The following is a 23,029-nucleotide window of genomic DNA, read 5'->3' on the forward strand; positions in this document are numbered from 1 at the left end:
TGTAATAACTAATTTTTTTGGATTAGGATCCAGTACTGATAGTACTCGAAGACGAGTAATCCAGTACTGAAAGGTTGGGTGCTAATATAGTACCTAACCTTTATTTTCAATGTGTTATGTGAATATTCGCGTGCTGATGGTAAAAACTTAGCTATGTTGGAACAACATGGCTAAGTTCGGTCAATGGCTTCTTTCATCAGAAAAATAGGCTCTTTCCCTCTGTATACGCTATCAGTCATAGTACTACTACTGTGACCAAGTATGCTAAACCTTATATGGTCGGGGAGGTCTGATATATCTCTTAGCCTATCACTCATAGCGTATCGATAGTCATGTGGGCTATGCTTTTCATCTATTTTTTAAATAGGTTTGCTACAGCATTAGATACTGGATTATGAACAGCCCATGGAAATACTGGCTTCTCATCCATAATTCCGCTTTGAAGTAAATTTTTATGAATTGGTATAGTTCTTATACTACTTGAATTTTTAATCCTCTTACCATCCCTATCATTAACACTTATACAAGCTATCTTTTGTCCTTTATCTGCAATGTATACATAATCCTGCTCTGTTAGCTGTATACATTCGGTCACTCTCATACCTGTGTAATATAATACCTGTATAAGCCACCACAGATGAGATTTGTGCTCTATAAGTTCAAGTACTTTTTTGTGTGATTCAGTGGATACAGAGATTCTAGGGTTAATTTTTTTAATCTTTTTATATCCCATATTACTAAATGGATTTTTAGTAATATAATCCCTTTTATCAGTGGCAAAGCTAAAAAGAGCAGATACTTTCTTAAACATGGATTGGCTAGAGAATTCAGACTTATACTTATTCTTTAAAGCTTTTTTAAAACTAGCTACCTTTGATTTGTCAAATGACTGAATATCAGTATCACCATATAGGCTAATTAAGTAATCAACCGCAGCCCTGTTACCTTTAAATGTTAATGGTCTCCATTCAGATTTCATTTCGTTGTGCCATTCATCAAAAACTTGGCTAATTTTATGACTTTTAGCTTGAAAACCCCCATCATACGGCTGTCTATTGGGTAAATTACCACTATTAACCCAGTGAATGTAGTTTGCTTCTAAATGGATCTCTTGTTCGATGAACATATCTCGCTCATTCATTAAATGTGCTCTTATTTCATCAATATCGCTACATTCTCTTTTTAATCGATGAAAAGTACTAAGTATAATTTTTGAACGTTTATGAGCGATTTGTAGATCTCTAGTTCTCAAGTCAAATCGAATTAGCTTTCCTACATATGACTTTTGCCAAATATAATAACCACGAGAATTACATGAAATATACATGAAATGTACATGTGCCATTGGTGCCCCTTGATTTACCATCAGCACGCGAATATTCACATAACACATTGAAAATAAAGGTTAGGTACTATATTAGCACCCAACCTTTCAGTACTGGATTACTCGTCTTCGAGATAGGTATAACCATACAACCCATTTTCAAATTCTTCTACAAAGTCTTTTTGTAACTGCTCACTCAGACCTTTGCCTTTTACTTGCTCAATGAAGCTTTCTAATAGCACTTCCGGCACTAATTTGACGTATTGCAGCATGTCTGCGACAGAGTCACCTTCTTCACTTTGTAAGTAACGCGCATTGCCTTGGCTGTCTACCCATACATCTATCGCTGCGGTGTCACCAAATAAATTATGCATATTACCCAATATTTCTTGATAGGCGCCTATCATAAAGAAACCTATCATCGGTGGTTTTTCTGGGTCATAAGCTGGCATTGGCATTGTGGTTTCAATGCCATCGCCATCAACATAGTGGTCGATGATGCCATCTGAATCGCAGGTAATATCAAGTACGACAGCTCGTCGGTCTAAAGGTTTATCTAAGCCTTCAATTGGTAATACTGGGAAAACTTGATCAATACCCCACGAATCCGGTAGCGATTGGAACAAAGAGAAATTCACATAGAATTTGTCTGCCATACGCTCTTGTAGCTCATCTATAATCGGGCGATGTGCTCGGTTGCTTGGATCTAAGTCTTGCTGGATACGACGACAAATATTGAGGTATAGCTCTTCTGCCCAAGCACGTTGAGTTAAATCTAATACTCCGTGAGCATATTGGGTATGCGCTTCTTGCAAGTCAAATTGACTATCATGCAACCATTCGCGTAGTGAACGACTATTACCTTGATGCTGCATTGATTCCCACGTTTCCCACAAAGAAATCAGTGAGCGTGGCGCATCTTCACTTGGCGCAGAGGTTTTCGTAAATTCATTACGCTCTACCCCGATAACATTAGACACTAAGACCGTGTGATGCGCAGTAAGAGCACGACCCGATTCAGTGATAACGGTTGGGTGAGGTAGATTAAATTCTTCACAGGCGTCACCAATTGCCCAAATAACGTTATTAGCGTATTCATTTAGCCCATAGTTAACTGAACAATCAGATTGGGAACGAGTGCCTTCATAGTCAACACCCAGACCGCCACCTACATCAAAACATTGAATATTGACGCCAATACGATGTAACTCAACATAGAAACGCGCCGACTCTCGCACACCTGTCGCAATATCACGAATATTCGCCATCTGAGATCCGAGATGGAAATGTAATAATTGCAAGCTATCTAAGCGATTCGCATTACGTAAAATTTCGACTAACTGCAAAACTTGCGTCGCGGCTAAACCAAATTTTGATTTTTCCCCACCACTCGCCTGCCACTTTCCTGAACCTTGAGATGCGAGACGTGCACGAACACCTAAACGAGGCGTTACATTCAAGCTTTCAGCTTCTTTAAGCACCATTTCGATTTCGGACATTTTTTCGATGACGAGGTAAACTTTATGACCCAGTTTCTCACCAATAAGTGCCAATCGAATATATTCACGGTCTTTATAGCCGTTACAGACAATCACAGTACAAGTACGTCCCGCATTCGCGAGCACTGCCATGAGTTCAGCTTTAGAGCCAGCTTCTAGTCCTAAAGGCTCTCCTGAATTGACAAGAGATTCAATCACACGACGCTGTTGATTAACCTTAATGGGATAGACCAGAAAGTAATCGCCTTTATAGCCATACGACTCACGGGCACGCCTAAAGGCTGCGTTTATCGAACGTAAACGATGTTGTAGAATTTGCGGAAAGCAAAATAGTGCAGGTAAACGCAGACTCTGTTGCTCTTCTTTCACTTGATAAACAAGTTCAGCCAAATCAACAACGGTGTCAGGACTTTCAGGGTTAGGGCAAACACAGACATTTCCGCGTTCATTCACCTGATAGTAACCTCCGCCCCAATACGCGATGTTGTACGTCTGGCGCATTTTGCGAGCGATATTATCATTCATTATAAACTCCTAGTATGGAGGGGTGAGTGACGCGTTCTCTTTCCAGTCAAATATCAGTCAAAGACATGATACCGCTAGGCGGTTATGCTAGGGAAATTGCTATACTCAGATTTAAATTAAAAGTGCTTAGAACTTCTAAACGGTGACAATATATACCCTTAAGCTTAGCTAATTACTGACTAAAATTTAAGGACATAAGATAGGTGTGACGGTAACTTCGTGATGAAGTAAAAAAAGACAGGAAAGTAAAAGCCAATGTCACGCGGCGATCCGCATATGACGGTTGGACACTGTTATTCAGTAGATTATGGATCATAGCCCATTAACCCCCAATATAACTGTTTATACTTTAAAACTTCAATTTAGCTGTGTTTTCAGCATGTTTTTCATTGAAATTCAAAAGATTATAAACATTCCTGATAGATAGCAGATAACTTGTGTGTTCTGCTGGTATATAACGGGAAACAAGAACCATCCGTTACGGTCGCAGTTTATACATCTATTAGACCAAAAATGCAAAACCAAATTGCATGAATCGAGATAATATTTTGCGAATTGCCATTTTATGCCCCACTTCGTTTTTAATATAAAAACAGCTAGAATTTTTTACGGTATGATACTAAAATAGATAAATAGACGTCTAGATGTTAAAACATCCAATTATAATTCTGCGAATTTTTAAGGTATCAATCTAATGGCCACACACCTATTTACCTCTGAGTCTGTATCAGAAGGGCATCCGGATAAAATTGCTGATCAAATTTCTGATGCAGTCCTCGATGCTATTCTTGAACAAGACCCGAAAGCACGCGTTGCCTGCGAAACCTATGTCAAAACAGGTATGGTAATGGTTGGAGGAGAAATCACCACCAGTGCTTGGGTTGATATTGAAGAAATTACACGTAAAACCGTTCGTGAAATCGGTTATACCAGCTCAGACATGGGCTTTGATGCTAATTCTTGTGCTGTATTGAGCGCTATTGGTAAACAGTCACCAGATATTAACCAAGGTGTTGACCGTGAAAACCCATTAGAGCAAGGCGCAGGTGACCAAGGTATCATGTTTGGTTATGCTACAAATGAAACTGACGTATTAATGCCAGCACCGATTACGTTTGCTCACCGTTTAGTGCAACGCCAAGCTGAAGTGCGTAAAAATGGGACACTTCCGTGGTTACGCCCAGATGCAAAAAGTCAGGTCACATTTAAATACGATAACCATAAAATTGTCGGTATTGATGCGGTTGTTTTATCAACTCAGCACTCTGAAGATATTCATCAAAAAGATTTGCATGAAGCCGTGATGGAAGAAATCATCAAACCTGTGCTACCCGCAGAATGGCTTTCATCCGCAACTAAATACTTTATTAACCCAACAGGCCGTTTTGTTATTGGTGGACCAATGGGAGACTGTGGCTTAACCGGACGTAAAATTATCGTTGATACATACGGCGGTATGGCTCGTCATGGTGGCGGCGCGTTTTCAGGTAAAGATCCCTCTAAAGTTGACCGCTCAGCAGCCTATGCAGCACGCTACGTAGCAAAAAACATTGTTGCCGCAGGTCTTGCAGATCGCTGTGAAATCCAAGTGTCCTACGCTATCGGTGTTGCTGAACCAACATCCATTATGGTAGAAACTTTTGGTACTGGTAAAGTTTCAGAAGAGCAACTCATTACGCTAGTGCGTGAATTCTTTGATTTACGTCCCTACGGCCTAATTCAAATGCTTGACTTGTTGCACCCAATCTATCAACAAACCGCTTCATACGGTCACTTTGGTCGTTCCCTGTTCCCTTGGGAAAAGACAGATAAAGCAGAAATCTTACGTGCAGCCGCGGGTTTATAAATCGCTGCTTAAGTACGCTTAATTGACTGTTTTATTGAGCTATATTTAACATTCTATCGCTCAACTAAAAACCCATCCTAGGATGGGTTTTTGTTTATCTAGCTCATATCAAACTATCAGCTAAACTATTTTAATGTTTTTATTATCGTTATTTATCTAGCTAATTTTTTTGACTAAATTGAAAAATAGCCATACCCGCAATCATCGCTAGGGTAAAAATAACACCCTGAATAATCCCCATTCCAGTCAATAATAATGCAGGTCCCGGACAAATACCGGCAAGTCCCCAACCCACACCAAAAAAAACACTTCCGGTCACTAAACTTACGTCTATTTTTTGATTGGTTGGAATTTGAATTGGGCAATTTAATACACTGCTTTTACGCTTTTTAACTAACGCAAAAGCAATGCCGCTAATCGCCATAGCAACGGCCATAGTCACCAGCAAAGATGGATCCCAATTACCGGTTATATCTAAGAAAGCGAGGATTTTAGCGGGATTCCCCATTCCTGCAATAATGAGTCCTAATCCAAATAATAAACCTGAAATTAATGCGATAAGAATTGGCATAATTATTATCCCCCTAGTCCATAACTATTAGAGATAGCAACCGTAATAAAAGCCACAACCATAAAAATCAGTACTGCGACTATTGAACGACGGGAGAATCTAGCCATACCACAGATACCATGACCACTAGTGCAGCCGCCACCTAAACGAGTACCAAATCCAACAAATAAGCCGGCAAGAATTAAAATTGGCATACTTGTCGTTATCACAACCTCTGGACTATAAGCGAAATAAATGAATAATGACGGCGCTATCATGATCCCTAAAATAAATGCGACTTTCCATCCGGTATCCCCTTTAATTGGTTTCAATATACCGGCTAAAATACCGCTAATACCTGCTATCCGACCGTTAAAAACCAATAATAATGCGACAGCTAAACCAATCAATACCCCGCCGAGTGCAGCCGACAAAGGTGTAAAATGAGCCCAATCGATAGTCATTTTATTTCTCCTGAACAGGGCAATAAAGTTGATATAACGTGTTCAATAATATGAACAATTTTTCATCTGCAATAGCATAATAAATACGTTTTCCTTCACGACGTGTGACAACAAACGCTTCATTACGCAATACCGTTAACTGTTGTGATAAAGTCGGCTGTAGAATACCCAAGGTCTCCTCGAGCTCACTAACACATGCTTCCCCCTGAGTTAACTGACATAATATGATTAACCGATCAGGATTTCCGAGTATTTTTAAACGCGCCGCGGTTTGAATCGCCGCCAGTTTCATTGCACTAAGTTGTGCTTCTGATGTGTTATTATTCATATTACCCACAAACATTGGCTATGTTATATATAATTACAATATATTTTTTAATATATTAAATGTCAATTATTGCTAGCTAGATATAATTACCATCGCGTACTATTTATAAAATAAAAACAATTTATAGGATAAAAACAATTCGAGTCCCTATCTTTTTACAACAGCGTGTCATGCAGACACTGCGAGCCAAAATTGCCCTCGCAGAGCAAAAATTGGAACAAAAATTTCCAGAGCCTATCGTTAACTATAAGCAGCGAGGAACCACCGCAGGCAGTGCTTATCTCAAAGAATGGGAAATTCGTATCAACCCAATATTATTGATAGAAAACCCTGATAACTTTATTGATGAGGTTGTTCCTCATGAACTGGCCCATTTACTGGTTTATCGTGTTTATGGACGCAAGGGTATTTTACCTCATGGCAATGAATGGAAATGGATGATGCAAAGTGTGCTTGAAGTAAGCCCAAGCCGTACCCATAATTTTTCCGTCAGCACAGTAAAAAGTAAAACATTTACCTACCATTGCGCATGTCCTTCAAATCATGAATTAACTATTAGAAGACATAATAAAGTGGTACGAGGCGAGAACCAGTATTTGTGTAAAAAGTGCGGGGAAATTTTGCGAAGAGAAAATGAGGTTGCGGCAGAAAATTAGTCTTCTGCCGCACTAAATTATGGGCGTGTCTTTAAGCAAACTCTGTCATCACAAGTTTTGCAATTTCAAAGTAAATAATAAGACCCGTACCATCAATGAATGTTGCAATAAATGGTGCAGAAACCACCGCAGGGTCAACTTTCAATTTTTGCAGTACCATTGGGATAATTGAAGCAACAATCGAACTCCACACTGTAATAGCAACAATAGTTAAGCTAACAACAATAGTAACTTCATAGCCGACACCTAGTATCCAAGCTCGAATCAATGCTGCGCCACCAATTGTGATTGCAACTAAAAAAGATGTCGAAACTTCCTTTCTCAGCACCGTACCCAAATTACGTAAACTCACTTCGCCGAGTGCCATTGCTCTCACTAAAGTTGAGGTAATTTGCGTACCACTATTACCACCGGTTCCAATTAACAATGGAATAAAAAATGCGAGTGAAATCGCCGCTTCCAATTGTTCTTCAAATGCTTTTAAAACAGTACCTGTATAAGCTTCGGCGACAAATAGCATTAATAACCAAACTACACGTTTACGCCATAAAGTAACTGGGCTAGTGGTTAAATAAGGTTCATCAAGTGGCGTTGTCGCACCCTGCAATTGAGCATCAAGCGTATTCTCATCTTCAATCAGTTCAGCAATATCTTGCGGTCGCAAAACACCCATCAATTTACCGAATTGAACTACTGGTATCATATCTAGACCACTATGATTAATCAGATCATAAACGGCATGACGAGATTGCTCAGGCGAGACGGAGAAATAATTGTGTCGCATAATATCGGCTACTAATAAATCTTCTGAAGCCGCTAATAATGATTTAACTGAAAGAATACCATTTAAATAATTATCGCTATCGACAACAAATAAATAAGTGGGAATTTGTTCGCCTTCGAGGTGTTCAATTAAACTAATCTTCACGCTAGCAATTGAGTCAGCAACCGAAACTGGCAAATATGATTGGCTCATATAAGCACTAACGGTTGTATCATCAATTTTAGGTTGCTGGGTATGATTGTTTTTTTGACGTACGTTTTTCACTGCGGACTGTGCAATTGCTACAGTGCCCGCTTTGTTCTGGGTAGTGAATGTCATTTTTTTAGTCCCTATTACTGTTGGTTACTCAAACAGTACTCACATAGGGGCGAAACCAGATGAGAGAATGCGATTGCTATCTCTTCGTCTCGGTTTTAGCACTATACAACGTATCCTGTTTAATACAGGAAGTTACATGGGGATATACCTTCGGTCGATATATCCTGTCCTGATCTTGGGCGTCTCTCGACGTCGTCAGATCAGTAACCTATGTTTGTATAGGAGCCTCGCCTAACGAGTTACTGCACTTTGGATGCGGCGCAAATTATACCCACTTAATGATTAATTACTAGCTTTTAAATAAGTCATTATACTGATGGAACTAGGCCGTTTATGTTTTGTTTAAGTTAATATGTAATAAGGATTCATCACGTAACAAAATGTAACTCAGAATAAATTTTGTTATGAAAATTGATTAAAAACACATAATAGCTTTAATAGTCAAACACCATAATCATAAAAAACATTAATCAAATTAATACGTTATTAAAGGTAATAAGCCAACCTCAGAATAATAAAAATATATTATAAGTTTTCATAAATTAAGCCTTATATAATATAAGCTCAACTCATTTATCGAGTGGTTATATTACTTAGCTCTATAAAATTAATATAATCCATTTACGCACACTCATATTTAGAGTTAAATGCTATAAGAATAAATACTTACGTAATTATTTAGTTCGAAATATTCAATTAAAAATATAACTTTTGAATTAAAAGCTTCATTTACCCTATTAATTTAGGATTAAATATCTTTAGATTTAACTTAAAATGATGTGAATTAATTTAACAGTGAATATTTTATTATGGATAAAGTAATCGTCGATATGTTAACAAACTTAACATTTCGAATGAATGATGAAATAAAAATTGCAGCGATATCGGCTTTAGGCGATTTTAAAGCGACAATTGAATATAATGATGCCATTATTCGGATCATTGACTTATGCCAAGACCCTAATAAGGAAGTTGCTGTCTCAGCAATAAATACATTGAGTAAATTATCCATCTACTTTGTTTCAGGGAAATTTCCTGAACACTAATTTAGAGTAATAATTAAATTATATTTATTACTGTTATTTTTAATATTAAAAAATCATAAAATAATATTATTTACTGTCCCATTGTTCTAATCCATGAGACAGTCTACTTTTATTATCTTTACTCAAGCGATTTCAACATCACTCTGTAATTGGCAGCTACAAGCTAAAACATAACCCGCATCTATTTCATCTTGAGTTAATGTCATTGTACTCGTTGTCGTATAATTACCCGATAACACTTTTGTTTTACAACTACCACAAACACCGGCACGACATGCAGCAATGACAGGCTGTTTATTTTGTTCTAATGCACTTAGCAATGATGTACCAACGGGCACTTTAAAATCGATTAATCGGTGGCGAATTTTAAGCGTTAATACATCTTCGTTATTCACTGCTTCTGGTTCAGTTGAGAAGCGTTCCATAAAAAAATGCTCCGCAGGTACACTCAGATTTTCTGCAAGTTTCTGCGCATTTTTCATATAAGGAACTGGGCCACAGGTCATCACAACCCTTGAAGCAATATCAGGTACTAATACTTTTAGTTTTTCTTCATTCAAACGACCTTCAGTAATACCCCCGTTATCTGGATTCTCTGCCATAATACAAAGTTGCAGTCTATCTGGATAAATATTTGTTAGCTGTTGCCACTCTTCGGCAAAAATGACTTGTTGAGCATCACGGACATTGAATAAAACTTTAACATTTGTTTCAGGGCGATTAGCCATTAACCAACGGGTCATCGACATAATCGGTGTCACGCCACAACCGGCGGCTAGCATCAAATACTGATGACTGTTGACATTCGCACAAGTAAACTCCCCTTGCGCTTCAGAAAGCCAAAGATAATCCCCAGGTTTTACCGCACGAGTTAACCAATTTGAACCAACACCATCGTCTAATCGTCTTACAGTAATAGAGATAAAGCGGCTTTTTCCCGGCGATGAAGAAAGGGTGTAGGCACGCATGACATCCTCACTATTTTTTATACTAACCAATGCATATTGCCCTGGTGAATAAGTATAAAAATCATGATTAATTAAATTAATTGTCCAAACATCCGATGTTTCTTTAATTATAGAATGAATTTGCATTCTATTCGGACATAAATTACTTGGCATTGTCATCCCTTTACTCCTTTAAAGGGGAGAAAACTCCCCTTTTCTCATAACGATATATTAGTTAATAACAACATATAAATAACTATGCAGGTAAAATCTCAGCAAGATCTTGTTCAACTGTCGTAATACTACGCATGCCAAACTTTTCATTTAACACATTTAATAAGTTTTCGGTTAAAAATCCTGGCGCAGTAGGGCCGGTATAAATGTTTTTAACGCCAAGCGCTAATAGTGTTAATAAAATAACAATCGCTTTTTGTTCGAACCAAGATAATATCAAACTCAGGGGTAAATCATTAATTCCACAACCCAATTTTTCAGATAAATTTACAGCTAACATAATGGCAGAATATGCATCATTACATTGCCCAACATCAAGCAAACGCGGCAAACCTTCTAAAGTACCGAAATCTAATTTATTAAAACGATATTTACCACATGCCAAAGTAAGAATTAAACAATCTTGTGGAACACTACGAGCAAAGTCAGTGTAATAACTTCTTTCACCACGGCTACCATCGCAACCGCCAACTAAAAATACATGGCGTAATTTTTTCTGTGAAACTAAATCAATCACAGTATCAGCCGCACCTAACAAAGTTTGACGACCAAATCCAACGGTGATTTTATGTTCTATTTCTGTGTATGGAAAGCCCGACATACCCAATGCTTGCTCAATCATTGGTGTGAAATCATCACCTACTAAGTGTTTCGCTCCAGGCCAACCAACAATACTACGAGTCCAAATTCTATCTTTATATTGTCCAACATCTGGGTCAATAATACAGTTTGAAGTCATTAATACTGAGCCTGGGAATTTAGCAAATTCCACTTGTTGATTTTGCCAACCACTTCCGTAGTTACCCACCAAATGTGAATATTTTTTAAGTTCAGGATAACCATGTGCAGGTAACATTTCACCGTGGGTATAAATGTTAATACCTTTGCCTTCGGTTTGCTCTAATAGCATTTTCAGATCTTTTAAATCATGACCTGAAATTAAAATACATTTGCCCGCAACAGGACGAACATTAACTTCCGTCGGTGCTGGATGACCAAACTCTCCGGTTTCCCCTGCATCTAATATTTCCATGATTTTAAAGTTCATCAGACCAATCGCCATGGAATTATCGAGTAACTCATTCATATCAGCAGGTAATGTGCCTAGCCAGGCCATAATCTCATGATATTGAGCATATATATCATTATCATATTGACCTAATACATGGGCATGTTCCATATAGGCTGCTGCACCTTTTAGGCCATATAGACATAGCATCCGCAAACCATGAATATCTTCACCAATTTGCGCTTTATCAATATCCAGTGAAAATTGTGCTGCTTGTTTTTGTAGTGTTGGGATATCGGTGCCATCTAATTGGAGATTTATCAATGGATGATTAAATACAATCGCACTATTTACGGACTGACATTGTTTGATTAATTTATCGCGAAAATAAATGGCTTCACGCGCATAACCAATAATACGTTCTGAATCGAAATTTACGTTAGTGAGTGTTGAGAAAAATGCGAGTGGTGCAAAGCTATCGACATCATGATCAATAATACCAAGTTCACGTGCAGTCACTGCGCTTGCTGATAAGCTCTGTAATACAGCAACTAATAAGTCTTGTAGATCAGATGTTTCTGCTGTTTTACCGCACATACCCTGCGCGTATGCACAGCCATTACCCACTGGGGTTTTCATTGTTTGTTCACATTGCACACAGTACATGTTATTCGCCCTTTAAAGTTGCATTTTATATACAACATTAAGGTTACCCCTTTCCTAGGAATAAAAAAGTAGATTTGAAGGCTATTTGACAGTTTATTGATCTAAGCTAATGTTTTATATTAATGAGAACTATTATCAATACAAAAAGTATGATATTGCCCAATACTCTTTCTATTTATAGAATTTATTATCACTTATTAATAAAATATAATGTCTATTCATTAGAGTATAATTTCCCTATGATGGGATTTATCATTCCTCTTGCTATACTGTAATCATAAGCTATTGTTATTTAATCGTAAAAAGAGAGTCAATTAAAGATGAAACAGGACAATTCGATAAGCAAATCCACGATAAAAATCCGTTTCGGAATACTTAAACGATTAAAAGAATCTGATAAAACCCCCATTAAAATCCTTATCTTAGCTGCTGTTATTGGTGCTACGGTTGGGCTTATCGGCTCCTTATTTATGTTAGGGACAACATGGATTAGCCATTATCGTATTCATTCAGTCGGCGAATTTGTTACCCATAAATGGTTAATAGTACCAACGATGTTTGTCGTCTCTGCTGTGCTTGCCATGATAGGTTATTATTTAGTGAGACGTTTCTCACCGGAATCCGGAGGCTCAGGTATTCCTGAAATTGAAGGGGCATTACAAGATCTTCGCCCTGTTCGATGGTGGCGAGTGATCCCCGTTAAATTTATCGGTGGTTTAGGTACGCTAGGCTCAGGTATGGTGCTTGGACGTGAAGGACCTACAGTGCAACTTGGTGCCAATATTAGCCAGATGTTTTATGATATTTTTCGTCTTAAAGATAATGAATCACGTCACACATTATTAGCCTCTGGGGCTGCCGCTGGCCTTGCAACTGCATTTAACGCTCCTCTTGCGGGGATCTTATTTATCATCGAAGAAATGCGCCCACAATTTAAATACAGCTTAATCTCCATCAAAGCAGTATTTATTGGCGCAGTCACAGCGACTATCGTATTTAGGATGATTAATGGGGATGCAGCACTATTAAATATTGGGCAATTTTCATCTGCACCACTAAATACCTTATGGCTATATTTAATTTTAGGTATGTTATTTGGTGTTGTCGGTATTTGCTTCAATCGCTTTTTATTATTCCTACAGACGAAATTCCTCGCCTTTTATCAAAATAAAATCTCGCGCTTTGTTTTAATGGGTGGATTGATTGGTGGAGCCTGTGGTGCGATTGGCGTCTATACCCCTGAGATTGTTGGTGGTGGTTATTCCGTCATCTATCAAATGGTCGCTAACAGTTTTACGGTCACCATTTTGTTAGTATTTTTTGCGCTTCGTTTTCTCACGTCAACAATCAGTTTCAGCTCTGGGGCACCAGGCGGAATTTTCTCGCCATTACTTGCTTTAGGGACTTTATTTGGTGGGATTTATGGCTATACCGTTTTGACGCTCTTTCCACAATACCCTATTGAAGTCGGCACTTTTGCTATTGCGGGTATGGGGGCTCTATTTGCGGCGACGGTACGAGCACCTCTCACCGGAATTGTTTTAGTTCTTGAAATGACCAGTAATTACCAACTCATTTTACCCATGATTATTACCTGTATCGGCGCAACAATAGTCGCTCAATTCTTAGGGGGAAGACCGCTTTACTCCGTCTTACTCGAAAGAACACTTCAGCGTAGCGCTCAACAAAAGCCAACTGCAACAAGTTCTTCGACAACAAACTAGCTGAATACGGAACAGTATTATTTTATTGAAAGCAATGTTTAAATAGATAACGGGTTGCCAATAGCAACCCGTTATTATATGAAAATAAAACTATTTCTTTTTAGCGATCAAGGTAGCAAAATTAAGTTTGATTCGATTACCTTGTGCATCTGTTTTATGTAAATGCCCCGGATTTTCATTATATTTTAAAATTTCCCAATCCTTGTAGCATTCTTGCAATTCACCCGGCTTTAAAAAACATTTAAAAGGCACCAAGTCTAGTGGTGCATCGGGAGTTTCAACAGGACAAACAATCACATTGATACCGCCAGCCAAAGTATGATCTTGCATATCAGCAATCACATTGGCAATTTTATCTCTTTGCAAAAACATCAAGACAACTGTCGATATAATTAAATCATAATCACCCTGTATTTGATGGCGATTAATGTCATAGACTGCGGTATTAATATTATCAACACCTGACTGCTTTTTCACAAACTCAATTGCTTGGATATGCTGTTCATTAATATCCACCGCGGTCACATCATAACCTTGCAAGGCAAGATAGAAACTATTACGGCCTCGACCTGAACCCAAATCCAACGTTTTACATGGTGTAGATAATTTCTGTTCACACAAATAACGTACTTCAGAATGCGGTGTCGTTAATCCATACTCTTTAAAAAATTTAAGTTCTGGCTGACATAAGAATGAAAGCTGACATTGCATATCATCACTACAAGCAGAAATTCGATGCCAAACTTGAGGTTCAATAATCGGAGGTTGGTTATTTACATCAAAAGTAAAGTGCTGCTCACTGTCGTCTTCACCAAAAATAATAAAATCTAGTGAACCTTGTAAGATTTCAAGTTGCGCATAAGAATCTTCTTTGGTGTTATGGCGCTCTTGAAACATTAAAGGAAGAGACGTTTTATTCCAAACAGGCATGGTTTTATAGCTAACTAACTCATTCATATCATCACCAATAAGTTGCATTTTAAATACATCTTATACCGTTCATTTTTTATCTGCAAAGCTTTCATTGATAAATAAACAATGATTTGACTAAAATCAACCTCCTGAAACAACAGGAGGTATCATCAAGATTAGCTTAATAGCCCAATTGCTTAGCACTCAGACCTAAAAATTCAAATGGTATCGTATCTACATAACTATTGGTCGCATCACCTGAATAAATATGGCTCTGCTCTTCACCTAAATCTAATTTTTTAACTTTACCTGTTTCTTTAGAAAAATCGATTTTAGCTAAATCAGTCCAAAAAATATTGGGCGTTAATGCAGATTCAAAAAAGTAAAGTTGGCGTTTATGGTCAACTAAAGTTCTCCAACGTGTTGAAGATATTTCAGGGGAGGTTTCTGACGTTAATCCATAAGGTACTGACACATTACGAATAACACCAAAAACACTCGCAACAGCTTTATTCGCGGTAGTTTCTTGTGGAATAGCATTTACATAAAATTGTGCACGCGCAAATCTATCGGCTGAGCGATTTGTCCCTGGTAACATTACAGTACCACCAATACCTTGCCAATATTCCTGCATCGCTAACTGTTTTTCATAAGCGGGCGAATTCGTCATCACCTGATATTTTCGACTATGATGAATAACTTGCTTTCCATTAATATATTCGACAATTGCACTGTCGCCACTTGCGTCAGATAGTGATAAATGCAACGTTGCTAAACGTGCTTGTCCCGGTACATTATCCGTAGCAACCAATAATGGTATTTTTTCTAATGCAGTCACCACTTCTTCAACGGTCGCATAATTATCTAACATGTATTGCGCCCATAACGAAATTGACAGCGCAGGTTGTTTACTATTTAGTTGCGGATATTCTGATTCAGCTAGCCATAATAAATTAGCGACTAATCCTTTCTCATTAACACCATCTGTAGTCGAAATATCATAACCTGAGGCAATAACGCTACCATATTTTGATGTCCATTTGAGAGAGTTAGGACCCGCGATACCGTTTCTATCCATACCTCGAGGAAATACCCATAAATTAGTGCCGATATCATATTTCCAGTCCATTGTTCGTCCGGTCATTATTTGCTCATTATCCCCAAGATAAACAACTCGGGTACAAGCTTGACTGACCATGGCAGGAATAGAGATAGCCGCAACGGTTAATAATGTCACGATGCTTTTTTTGACTAATTGCATGGTTTCTCCAAGATAGTGAAAAATTAATTTATTACTAAGGTAAATATACTACACCATGAAAACGTGTTTGAGTTTATTTAAATATTTTCTATAGCGCCAATTTACGAGAGGATAGCATACTGCTATTTATAATTTAAAGGCTCTATCACTAAGTAAATTAATGATAGTTCATCTTTTTATGAGGGTTTTGAAAAAATTATATTGATAGCAATAAAAATTGGAAGCTTCACTGTTTAGCAAAGCTTCCTCATTATTTTTAATAATTTTCAGTGAACAATTAGTTATTCACTGAGGAAAATAATGTTCTCAGTAGTGAGGCTTTCTTATCATTATCTGGCATTGCTAAAATTTCATCATAGAAACTGATTGAGATATTACAAGCCATATCAGGTGATTTTTGTCCTGCCTTTAAATTACCTAATATCGATACTTTATTACCATATTTTTCAGTTAGTCCGGTCCTTAATGTCGCTAATGTATTGCTGTATTCAGCTTTAGGCATTAATATTTGTTTTACGCCGGCCTCACTTGAAATTAATAACTCGTTTGTAGCTTGTATTTGTTTTAATAAAACCGCTTGGCTTTTTTGTGGTGGAATAATTTCAGCGGTTTCTCTCATGTGAGGAAATAAAGAATAAAAGCAGGTTTTACCTGATGGTTCTTCTTCTAATAACACTTTTAAATAGTCATTTACTTTAGATGTAAAATTAATAACCGATTCATCAGACGCATATGGCATGCGCTCTAAAACAAGTTTCATCACACTTCCGACAACTTGATCAAATAATTGCCGACGCAAGTCTTCATTATCCGGATCATACTGAGTAATCAAATGCTCGAAACCTTGATAAGTTTCGGGGCTTATTTTTTTAACTGTCGCAATAATAGGCAACTCTTTTTCCACTTGAACAAGAGCTTTTGAGTGAATAGCAATATTATTTTCGGTTGAAAGTACATTGTTATCTTTGCTTATCCAGTAAAAACCGAATGCAAATGCAATGAAAATGATGATGACAATCAATGCCGTTTTACGTGAACTATTTATATTCAAGATTGCGCTGCCTTTTATTAATAAAACAAATAACGAACACTATTTCCAAGTCATTAATGATATAACCTGAAATAAAAATTATAGGCGCTATTCTATCCTGCAATTGTGTTAGTGAGCTATAGGAATAAGAGTAATTGGTATCCGAAAAAGCAAAAAGCCTTCGATGTTAACACCGAAGGCTTTTTACATATAAATCATTGTATTACTTCGCTTGAACACCTTCTACTGAAATTAGAAGTTCAGCTTCTTGTGATTTAGGTCCAAGGTCAGACTTTATATTAAAGTCTTTTAACTTGATGTTACCTTGCGCTTCAAAACCTGCACGATAACCACCCCAAGGATCTTTACCTTCACCCATTAATTTCGCATCTAATGTAATTGGTTTAGTCACACCATTTAAAGTGAAATTACCGGTAATTTTATACGTTTCACCCTCTTTTTTCACTTGAGTTGAAACAAATTTAGCTTCTGGGAATTTGGCCGCATTTAAGAAGTCACCACTACGCAAGTGCTTATCGCGCTCAGCGTGGTTTGTATCGATACTTCCGGTTTTAATCGTGACTTCAACGTTATCTTTTGATGGTTCTTTTTCATCATAAGTAAATTGACCATCAAAATCTTTAAAGCTACCGTAAACCCAGCTATAACCTAAATGCTGAATACGAAACTCAATAAAAGCGTGTTGACCTTGTTTATCAAACTGATAAGTTGCTGCAAATGCTGAACCTGCTGTTAATAATAAAGCGCCAGATGCCAGACCAAGAACCGTTTTCTTCAACATAACTTTCTCCACGTTACTTATCGGGATTAAAACCCAATATTCTTTTTAAAGTAATATCACCATCAAAAATGTGATGTTTAAAAGCTGCAAATGCATGTAAAACTGATAACAAAACAACTGCCCAGGCTAAATATAAATGTATTTCACCTGCTGTATCCGCTTGTGTCGCTGCTCCAGTAAATAAAGCAGGTACTTCAAACCAACCAAATACACTAATTGGTTGCCCATCAGCGGTTGAAATTAAATAACCACTAATTAAAATACTGAACAAAATAATGTAAATCAGAATTTGAACAATAATAGAGCTCACTTTAGTTAATTTACTATAGCTTGCTAATGGCTTTGGTGGAGGTGAAATAAATCGCCATACCACACGAAATGCCATAATAATAAAGAGTAATATTCCTATACTCTTGTGTATCTCAGGTGCTTGATGATACCAACTGTCATAATATCCCAGAGAGACCATCCATAAACCTAAGGCAAACATTCCATATACGACGATTGCGACCAACCAATGTACGAGCAAAGAGATATGCCCATAACGGGTGGTATTATTTTTCCATTGCATAATTAAAACCATATAGATTTAAGGGTAATTATTTAATTAACAAAACCGTAACCATGATAAGGTTAATTTCCTGATATTCCTATCCCAAAGTTAAACAAATATTTTGTTGAAGATATTCAAATAGTATCAACATAATAAACAAATAGATTAAAATAGAAATTTGTCTAGCTAAAACACTAAAAGTTTAATAAAGATTCATCCATTTTTGTAAATAACAGTTACAAACCTAATATTACAATCAGTTGATTAATTTAATTTGAATATAACTTATAATTTTAAAATATATCACTTTATGATTTAATTTTTAAAATCATTTGTAGATACACAGATTACACTTTAGATTAGCTTATTGTATGCTAATTTTCCTATCACACTATAGGCTGATCTTATGTATAAACTTTGGATAGCAAATAAAAACTACTCTTCATGGTCCTTACGCCCTTGGGTATTACTAAAAACATTACAAATTCCATTTGAAGAAAATCTCTGTTTCTTCGAAAACGGTAAGAGCAGCCATGAAAAATTCAGCCGTTTTTCACCCACAGGATTAGTGCCTTGTTTAGTCGATGGTCAACAAACCGTCTGGGATTCCTTAGCTATTTGTGAATATGTAGCTGAAGAATTCCCTCAAGTTTGGCCTACAGATAAAATAGCAAGAGCATGGGCTCGAAGTGCCAGTGCAGAAATGCATTCCGGTTTTACCGCTTTACGCCAGCAATGCGCGATGAATGTGAGTATGCAATCGCCTATAGAGACCATTTCACGAGAATTACAAGCAGATCTCAATCGAATACAGCAATTGTGGCAAGATGGACTTGATGCCTTTGGCGGGCCATGGTTAGCCGGCAGTAAATTTACCGCTGTCGATGCCTTTTTTGCTCCTGTTGCATTTCGAATTCGTAGCTATCAGCTACCTGTTAATGATACGGCCAATCTTTGGGTTCAGCGTGTTATCTCTCTTCCTGCTATGCAGGAATGGTATCAAGCCAGTTTACAAGAACCACCTATTACTCATTAACGCCCTAATGAACAGCTAAAAAATAGCCGCGTTGTCAACAACAACACGGCTATTTAACTCTATTTCCAACTAGTTTTCATTGATGAATAAAAAATCATCTGTACGAACATCAAAATTACTATTTAATCAATAAGTTCATCTTTCAATCAGACATTGATTATGCTTTACCCACATCGCATTTTATAGGCTTTCATCCCAAGGATCAGCGGTCATAACATTGCCTGTTGGAGTATGCAAAGTCACTTGATCATTTTTAAACCATTGGGCTAAAGAAAAACCACCCTTTGGCGTTTCAACATAAATATCAATTGGACAATAAGGGGTATTTGCCTTAATTGCAAAATCAGCAAAATCTTCTTTTTGATGACGTGTTGGGCATTTAATGACGACATCAAGGTCGCCATCTGAAAGCATACTTTGAATATCTGTCGCCAACGTATATGCACAACTTCCCGTAACACCCCATTTCCATGGCCAGTTATGCTGAGAAATCAGTAATAGAACTTGTACTGGCGGCAAAGCGATAAACATCGAACGTTGTAATTCAATAGAATTAGACACTAAAGATTCGATATTCATAATATGCGTGATTGCAGATTTATCGATTTGTGTTGTCACTCGTTGTGAAGGTCGTATCCCTCGAATTGAAACAGTTAATTTCCCATCGTCAGCTTTTTCCCTAAACACAATAAGAGGAAGTCGGCTGTTCCACTGAGATTTAACCCATTCAGGAAGTGATTCAATAGGGACGTCGCTATTGCTACCGACCCAAACAAAATCATGAGGGTTTATAATTTGCATTTATTCTTCCTTTATTATCATGACAACTTGCTCTATCACTATTATGCATTTTTTAGAAAAAAAAACACAACGACCTGAATAACAATATTTTATTGTTTACTACAAGTGCCTATTTTACTGACAATAAATTGAATAACATATTATCCTTTCATAATATGTTATTATTTAATTCTCTTAATAATTAATGAGTTAATCAACAAATTATGAACATCTTATTGTGAGTATCTTATTATGAGAACATTACCTGCCATCCATGATGGGATCATTTTCAGTTGCTGTATGTTACTAAGTGCAGGAGCAGCTTTTGCAATTTTAGATGTGCAAGCCGCCATGTGGGCAGCATTTTCTACTTTATACTCTTTCAATCTGTTTAATGCCGCCAAAGAGTATAAAAATTATGCTTATACCGCTTTTTGGTTAGCCATGATTTTAGTCGCCATTTTAATTGGTGATACACTACGTTTAGGTATAGGCTTTTATATCTATTTAGCTGTTTTTTCTTTTATTTATTACCAACTATACGGTACAGATCCTGCGATGGACTTGACGATGAAATTTATGATTATCATGTCAACCATCGGCACCATATTGCCCGATATATCAAAAAGCTTAGCACTCGGTTTTGTCATTGGTAGTGGTATTACTTTAGTGACCAACTATATATTGAGTCATAAAGTTTATCGCCATTCAGTTATTAGCAGTAGCTTAGTCGAACAAAACTTATTTACCCTGCGCAAAAATATTATTCCCCGAGCCATGACTTATACTCTCGGATTATTACTAACATTAGCCATTCCAAGAATGTTCGATCTTGGACATTTTTATTGGACATTACTGACCTTCGTTTTTGTGTTACACCCTAAATCACAAAGTATTATTCACATCACCTTACAAAGAGTTGCCGGAAGTTTAATTTCCGTTGTACTGCTTTATTTCCTGTTTAATACTCCGCTCATGCCTTATATTGGTTTGAGCGCTATTGTGATTTTTGCGTTTCTCATGCCAATGAGTTTTCATCATGGCTATACATTTATGACATTTGTGGTAACTAGCCTAATACTGTCTATTCTTGAACAAGTTATTTATTGGCGTCATCCCGCCTATGTTCTACTGTTTGATAGAGTATTAGAAACAGCCCTTGGTGGCGCGATTGCTATTGTTACCAGTATTATTTTAAAACTATTTAGAGAAGCAAAATAGCCCTAATAATAGGGCTATTAGAATAATTACCAAGGTAAAGGCGCTTTCTCTTCATTTGCATGCTCACCATAATACAGTGAAGGTAAGAAACGCGACAAATACGTAAATTCATTGTAACAATGGCGCATAAGTTCTAACCCGATTTCATCAGGTAACTCATGTTCTGGTGAAGATAGCGATGCCCCTAATAAAAAACGACTTCGTAGCACACAACCAAACTCAGTATCACGCGTTAAATGCATCATTTTACCATCGAGTGGATAGCCATTCTTATCCATTAGCACATTGTCACCAAATCCAATTGATGCACAAACAGCACCCGAAATTGATTTGTTTTCAATTGCTTCATGTAATTTTTGCTCATCAAAAAAATCTCTTGCTTCTCTAAATTTAAGTTTTGCCGCAACAGGTGGAATATTGCCTAAAGACTCCACAGCATGAATTGATGCGCCAATAAAGCTTTGTCCTTTCTGCCATTTTTCATCCCAGCCTCTGTGCTCTACATGATCATGGGGATGCCACCAGCGAATATGTTGCGTTGTTTCAAAAAAAGTAAACCACCATTCAAGCATTCGACCTTTACAACCATGTAAGTCTGTACGTACCGCAATAGTTAACAAGCCCTCACTGTCACGCTCAATACCCATTTCAAGACGTAATGGCTTCGATAATAATAATTCATTGATGTTATCTACTGCCCATGTTTTATTCGTTGTCATCACTCACCTCATTTAGGAAACTAAATTTGTTTCTTAATTATATTTGATGTAAAATAAAACAAAGTCAAGAAAAAAATTTAAGGATATCCCTTTATGTCAACACCTGAATTACCTAAGCAAACCCGAGGTAGACCTAGCGTTCCAGAGAGTGAATTGAAAGAAAAAATTATTCAAGCAACGGCCGAATCTCTGATTGAAAATGGATACCAATTCACCACTATCGATAATATTGCAAAACGTGCAGGTGTCGCTAAAAAAACAATTTATCGTTTCGTAGATAATCGTGAAGCACTGATAGAGCTAGTTATTTTGAGTTGGACTGATAGTTTCGTCCCTCTGTTTGAACGTGAAGCAAGTTCCATTGATGAATTCTTTGATTTGTTAGCCTGTAATCTAAATGCAATCGCCCAAAAAGTGTTATCTCCCAGCGCCGTGGGTCTATATCGATTACTGCAAACAGATTTTAATCAAAAAAATATTCTGCTCGATAAGTATCAAAGAAGCGGTATAGAACGTAGTCGATATTTACTCAAACAATGGCTTGCTATTCATGCCGATAAGCAACTCATTAATAACCATGACTTTACGGTTATGAGTGATTTGATTTTATCCATGGCTATTGCGGAACCTTTAAGACAAATATCGCTAGGGATCATTCCCCCTGGTATGACACCTGAATTAGAACAACGAATCCAACACATCATCTGTTTATGCAGATTTGCGTTGCAGATAGTATAAAATACGCAAAGTTTTTTTAATTGATTGAGAGTCAGGACATAACGCTAACGGCAACCG

The 23,029-nt window shown here is 37.2% G+C and carries 22 protein-coding genes and 1 riboswitch; of the genes, 7 read left to right on the forward strand and 15 right to left on the reverse strand.

Annotated elements, in window-relative coordinates; all coding sequences use genetic code 11:
• Nucleotides 1–352 precede the first annotated feature (352 nt).
• On the reverse strand, nucleotides 353–1,345 hold the full coding sequence (locus ACTH6U_RS13505) for a tyrosine-type recombinase/integrase (RefSeq protein WP_441832429.1): 993 nt from the start codon (nucleotides 1,343–1,345) through the stop codon (nucleotides 353–355).
• Between the two features lie 98 nt (nucleotides 1,346–1,443).
• Nucleotides 1,444–3,348 carry a biosynthetic arginine decarboxylase gene (gene speA, locus ACTH6U_RS13510; RefSeq protein WP_294103190.1) on the reverse strand — a complete coding sequence of 635 codons (1,905 nt, stop codon included), beginning with the start codon at nucleotides 3,346–3,348 and terminating at the stop codon, nucleotides 1,444–1,446.
• Nucleotides 3,349–4,042: 694 nt separating this feature from the next.
• Here speA and metK point away from each other — a divergent pair.
• The gene (gene metK, locus ACTH6U_RS13515; protein WP_294103187.1) at nucleotides 4,043–5,194 is read left to right on the forward strand and encodes a methionine adenosyltransferase; all 1,152 of its coding nucleotides are present in this window, start codon (nucleotides 4,043–4,045) and stop codon (nucleotides 5,192–5,194) included.
• A gap of 160 nt (nucleotides 5,195–5,354) precedes the next feature.
• Here the strand turns inward: metK and ACTH6U_RS13520 are convergent, their stop codons facing one another.
• Genes ACTH6U_RS13520 through ACTH6U_RS13530 form a run of 3 tightly spaced genes read right to left on the reverse strand, consistent with a single transcriptional unit; the run spans nucleotide 5,355 to nucleotide 6,536 of the window.
• A complete protein-coding gene (locus ACTH6U_RS13520) occupies nucleotides 5,355–5,765 on the reverse strand; it encodes a DUF6691 family protein (RefSeq protein ID WP_294103185.1) in 411 nt (136 codons plus the stop codon).
• 5 nt (nucleotides 5,766–5,770) lie between these two features.
• The gene (locus tag ACTH6U_RS13525; protein WP_294103183.1) at nucleotides 5,771–6,208 is read right to left on the reverse strand and encodes a YeeE/YedE family protein; all 438 of its coding nucleotides are present in this window, start codon (nucleotides 6,206–6,208) and stop codon (nucleotides 5,771–5,773) included.
• Between the two features lies 1 nt (nucleotide 6,209).
• Nucleotides 6,210–6,536: an ArsR/SmtB family transcription factor gene (locus ACTH6U_RS13530; protein WP_294103181.1), complete on the reverse strand. Its 327-nt coding sequence runs from the start codon at nucleotides 6,534–6,536 to the stop codon at nucleotides 6,210–6,212.
• A 128-nt stretch (nucleotides 6,537–6,664) separates the two neighbouring features.
• Between ACTH6U_RS13530 and ACTH6U_RS13535 the strand changes: the two genes are divergently transcribed.
• Nucleotides 6,665–7,192 carry a SprT family zinc-dependent metalloprotease gene (locus ACTH6U_RS13535; protein ID WP_441832454.1) on the forward strand — a complete coding sequence of 176 codons (528 nt, stop codon included), beginning with the start codon at nucleotides 6,665–6,667 and terminating at the stop codon, nucleotides 7,190–7,192.
• 31 nt (nucleotides 7,193–7,223) lie between these two features.
• On the opposite strand, the gene ACTH6U_RS13540 is transcribed toward ACTH6U_RS13535, so the two are convergent.
• The gene (locus ACTH6U_RS13540) at nucleotides 7,224–8,294 is read right to left on the reverse strand and encodes a magnesium transporter (RefSeq protein ID WP_294103179.1); all 1,071 of its coding nucleotides are present in this window, start codon (nucleotides 8,292–8,294) and stop codon (nucleotides 7,224–7,226) included.
• A 73-nt stretch (nucleotides 8,295–8,367) separates the two neighbouring features.
• Nucleotides 8,368–8,540: riboswitch (M-box (ykoK) riboswitch) on the reverse strand.
• A 563-nt stretch (nucleotides 8,541–9,103) separates the two neighbouring features.
• Here ACTH6U_RS13540 and ACTH6U_RS13545 point away from each other — a divergent pair.
• Nucleotides 9,104–9,340 (forward strand): HEAT repeat domain-containing protein, encoded by a 237-nt coding sequence (locus tag ACTH6U_RS13545; RefSeq protein ID WP_294103177.1) that lies wholly within the window; start codon nucleotides 9,104–9,106, stop codon nucleotides 9,338–9,340.
• Between the two features lie 122 nt (nucleotides 9,341–9,462).
• On the opposite strand, the gene hcr is transcribed toward ACTH6U_RS13545, so the two are convergent.
• On the reverse strand, nucleotides 9,463–10,467 hold the full coding sequence (gene hcr, locus ACTH6U_RS13550) for an NADH oxidoreductase (RefSeq protein WP_441832430.1): 1,005 nt from the start codon (nucleotides 10,465–10,467) through the stop codon (nucleotides 9,463–9,465).
• A gap of 76 nt (nucleotides 10,468–10,543) precedes the next feature.
• Nucleotides 10,544–12,196, reverse strand: a complete 1,653-nt coding sequence (gene hcp / locus ACTH6U_RS13555) for a hydroxylamine reductase (protein ID WP_294103174.1) — start codon at nucleotides 12,194–12,196, stop codon at nucleotides 10,544–10,546.
• Nucleotides 12,197–12,516: 320 nt separating this feature from the next.
• On the opposite strand from hcp, the gene clcA reads away from it, so the two are divergent.
• Nucleotides 12,517–13,920: a H(+)/Cl(-) exchange transporter ClcA gene (gene clcA / locus ACTH6U_RS13560; RefSeq protein WP_294103169.1), complete on the forward strand. Its 1,404-nt coding sequence runs from the start codon at nucleotides 12,517–12,519 to the stop codon at nucleotides 13,918–13,920.
• 90 nt (nucleotides 13,921–14,010) lie between these two features.
• Here clcA and tehB read toward each other — a convergent pair whose 3' ends face one another.
• The 5 genes from tehB to ACTH6U_RS13585 form a co-directional block, all read right to left on the reverse strand.
• Nucleotides 14,011–14,898, reverse strand: a complete 888-nt coding sequence (tehB, locus tag ACTH6U_RS13565) for an SAM-dependent methyltransferase TehB (protein WP_294103166.1) — start codon at nucleotides 14,896–14,898, stop codon at nucleotides 14,011–14,013.
• Between the two features lie 115 nt (nucleotides 14,899–15,013).
• Entirely contained in the window at nucleotides 15,014–16,093 is a 1,080-nt protein-coding gene (locus ACTH6U_RS13570; protein WP_441832431.1) for a linear amide C-N hydrolase, read from the reverse strand.
• A gap of 277 nt (nucleotides 16,094–16,370) precedes the next feature.
• Nucleotides 16,371–17,144: a topoisomerase IV gene (locus ACTH6U_RS13575; protein ID WP_441832432.1), complete on the reverse strand. Its 774-nt coding sequence runs from the start codon at nucleotides 17,142–17,144 to the stop codon at nucleotides 16,371–16,373.
• 202 nt (nucleotides 17,145–17,346) lie between these two features.
• Nucleotides 17,347–17,925 (reverse strand): YceI family protein, encoded by a 579-nt coding sequence (locus ACTH6U_RS13580; RefSeq protein ID WP_441832433.1) that lies wholly within the window; start codon nucleotides 17,923–17,925, stop codon nucleotides 17,347–17,349.
• Between the two features lie 13 nt (nucleotides 17,926–17,938).
• A complete protein-coding gene (locus ACTH6U_RS13585; RefSeq protein ID WP_434719384.1) occupies nucleotides 17,939–18,496 on the reverse strand; it encodes a cytochrome b in 558 nt (185 codons plus the stop codon).
• A 388-nt stretch (nucleotides 18,497–18,884) separates the two neighbouring features.
• Here ACTH6U_RS13585 and ACTH6U_RS13590 point away from each other — a divergent pair, with 388 nt between their 5' ends.
• Nucleotides 18,885–19,514, forward strand: coding sequence for a glutathione S-transferase family protein (locus tag ACTH6U_RS13590; protein ID WP_434719385.1), 630 nt, complete (start codon nucleotides 18,885–18,887; stop codon nucleotides 19,512–19,514).
• Between the two features lie 180 nt (nucleotides 19,515–19,694).
• Here ACTH6U_RS13590 and ACTH6U_RS13595 read toward each other — a convergent pair whose 3' ends face one another.
• Nucleotides 19,695–20,315: a malonate decarboxylase holo-ACP synthase gene (locus ACTH6U_RS13595; RefSeq protein ID WP_434719386.1), complete on the reverse strand. Its 621-nt coding sequence runs from the start codon at nucleotides 20,313–20,315 to the stop codon at nucleotides 19,695–19,697.
• Nucleotides 20,316–20,546: 231 nt separating this feature from the next.
• On the opposite strand from ACTH6U_RS13595, the gene ACTH6U_RS13600 reads away from it, so the two are divergent.
• Nucleotides 20,547–21,515 carry an FUSC family protein gene (locus ACTH6U_RS13600; RefSeq protein ID WP_294103148.1) on the forward strand — a complete coding sequence of 323 codons (969 nt, stop codon included), beginning with the start codon at nucleotides 20,547–20,549 and terminating at the stop codon, nucleotides 21,513–21,515.
• Nucleotides 21,516–21,541: 26 nt separating this feature from the next.
• On the opposite strand, the gene ACTH6U_RS13605 is transcribed toward ACTH6U_RS13600, so the two are convergent.
• Nucleotides 21,542–22,234, reverse strand: a complete 693-nt coding sequence (locus tag ACTH6U_RS13605) for a DAPG hydrolase family protein (protein ID WP_441832434.1) — start codon at nucleotides 22,232–22,234, stop codon at nucleotides 21,542–21,544.
• Between the two features lie 93 nt (nucleotides 22,235–22,327).
• On the opposite strand from ACTH6U_RS13605, the gene ACTH6U_RS13610 reads away from it, so the two are divergent.
• Complete coding sequence (locus tag ACTH6U_RS13610) at nucleotides 22,328–22,972, forward strand: TetR/AcrR family transcriptional regulator (RefSeq protein ID WP_434719387.1); 645 nt, start codon at nucleotides 22,328–22,330, stop codon at nucleotides 22,970–22,972.
• Nucleotides 22,973–23,029: the final 57 nt, after the last annotated feature.

It is taken from the genome of Providencia sp., assembly GCF_052096715.1.
GTDB lineage: Bacteria > Pseudomonadota > Gammaproteobacteria > Enterobacterales > Enterobacteriaceae > Providencia.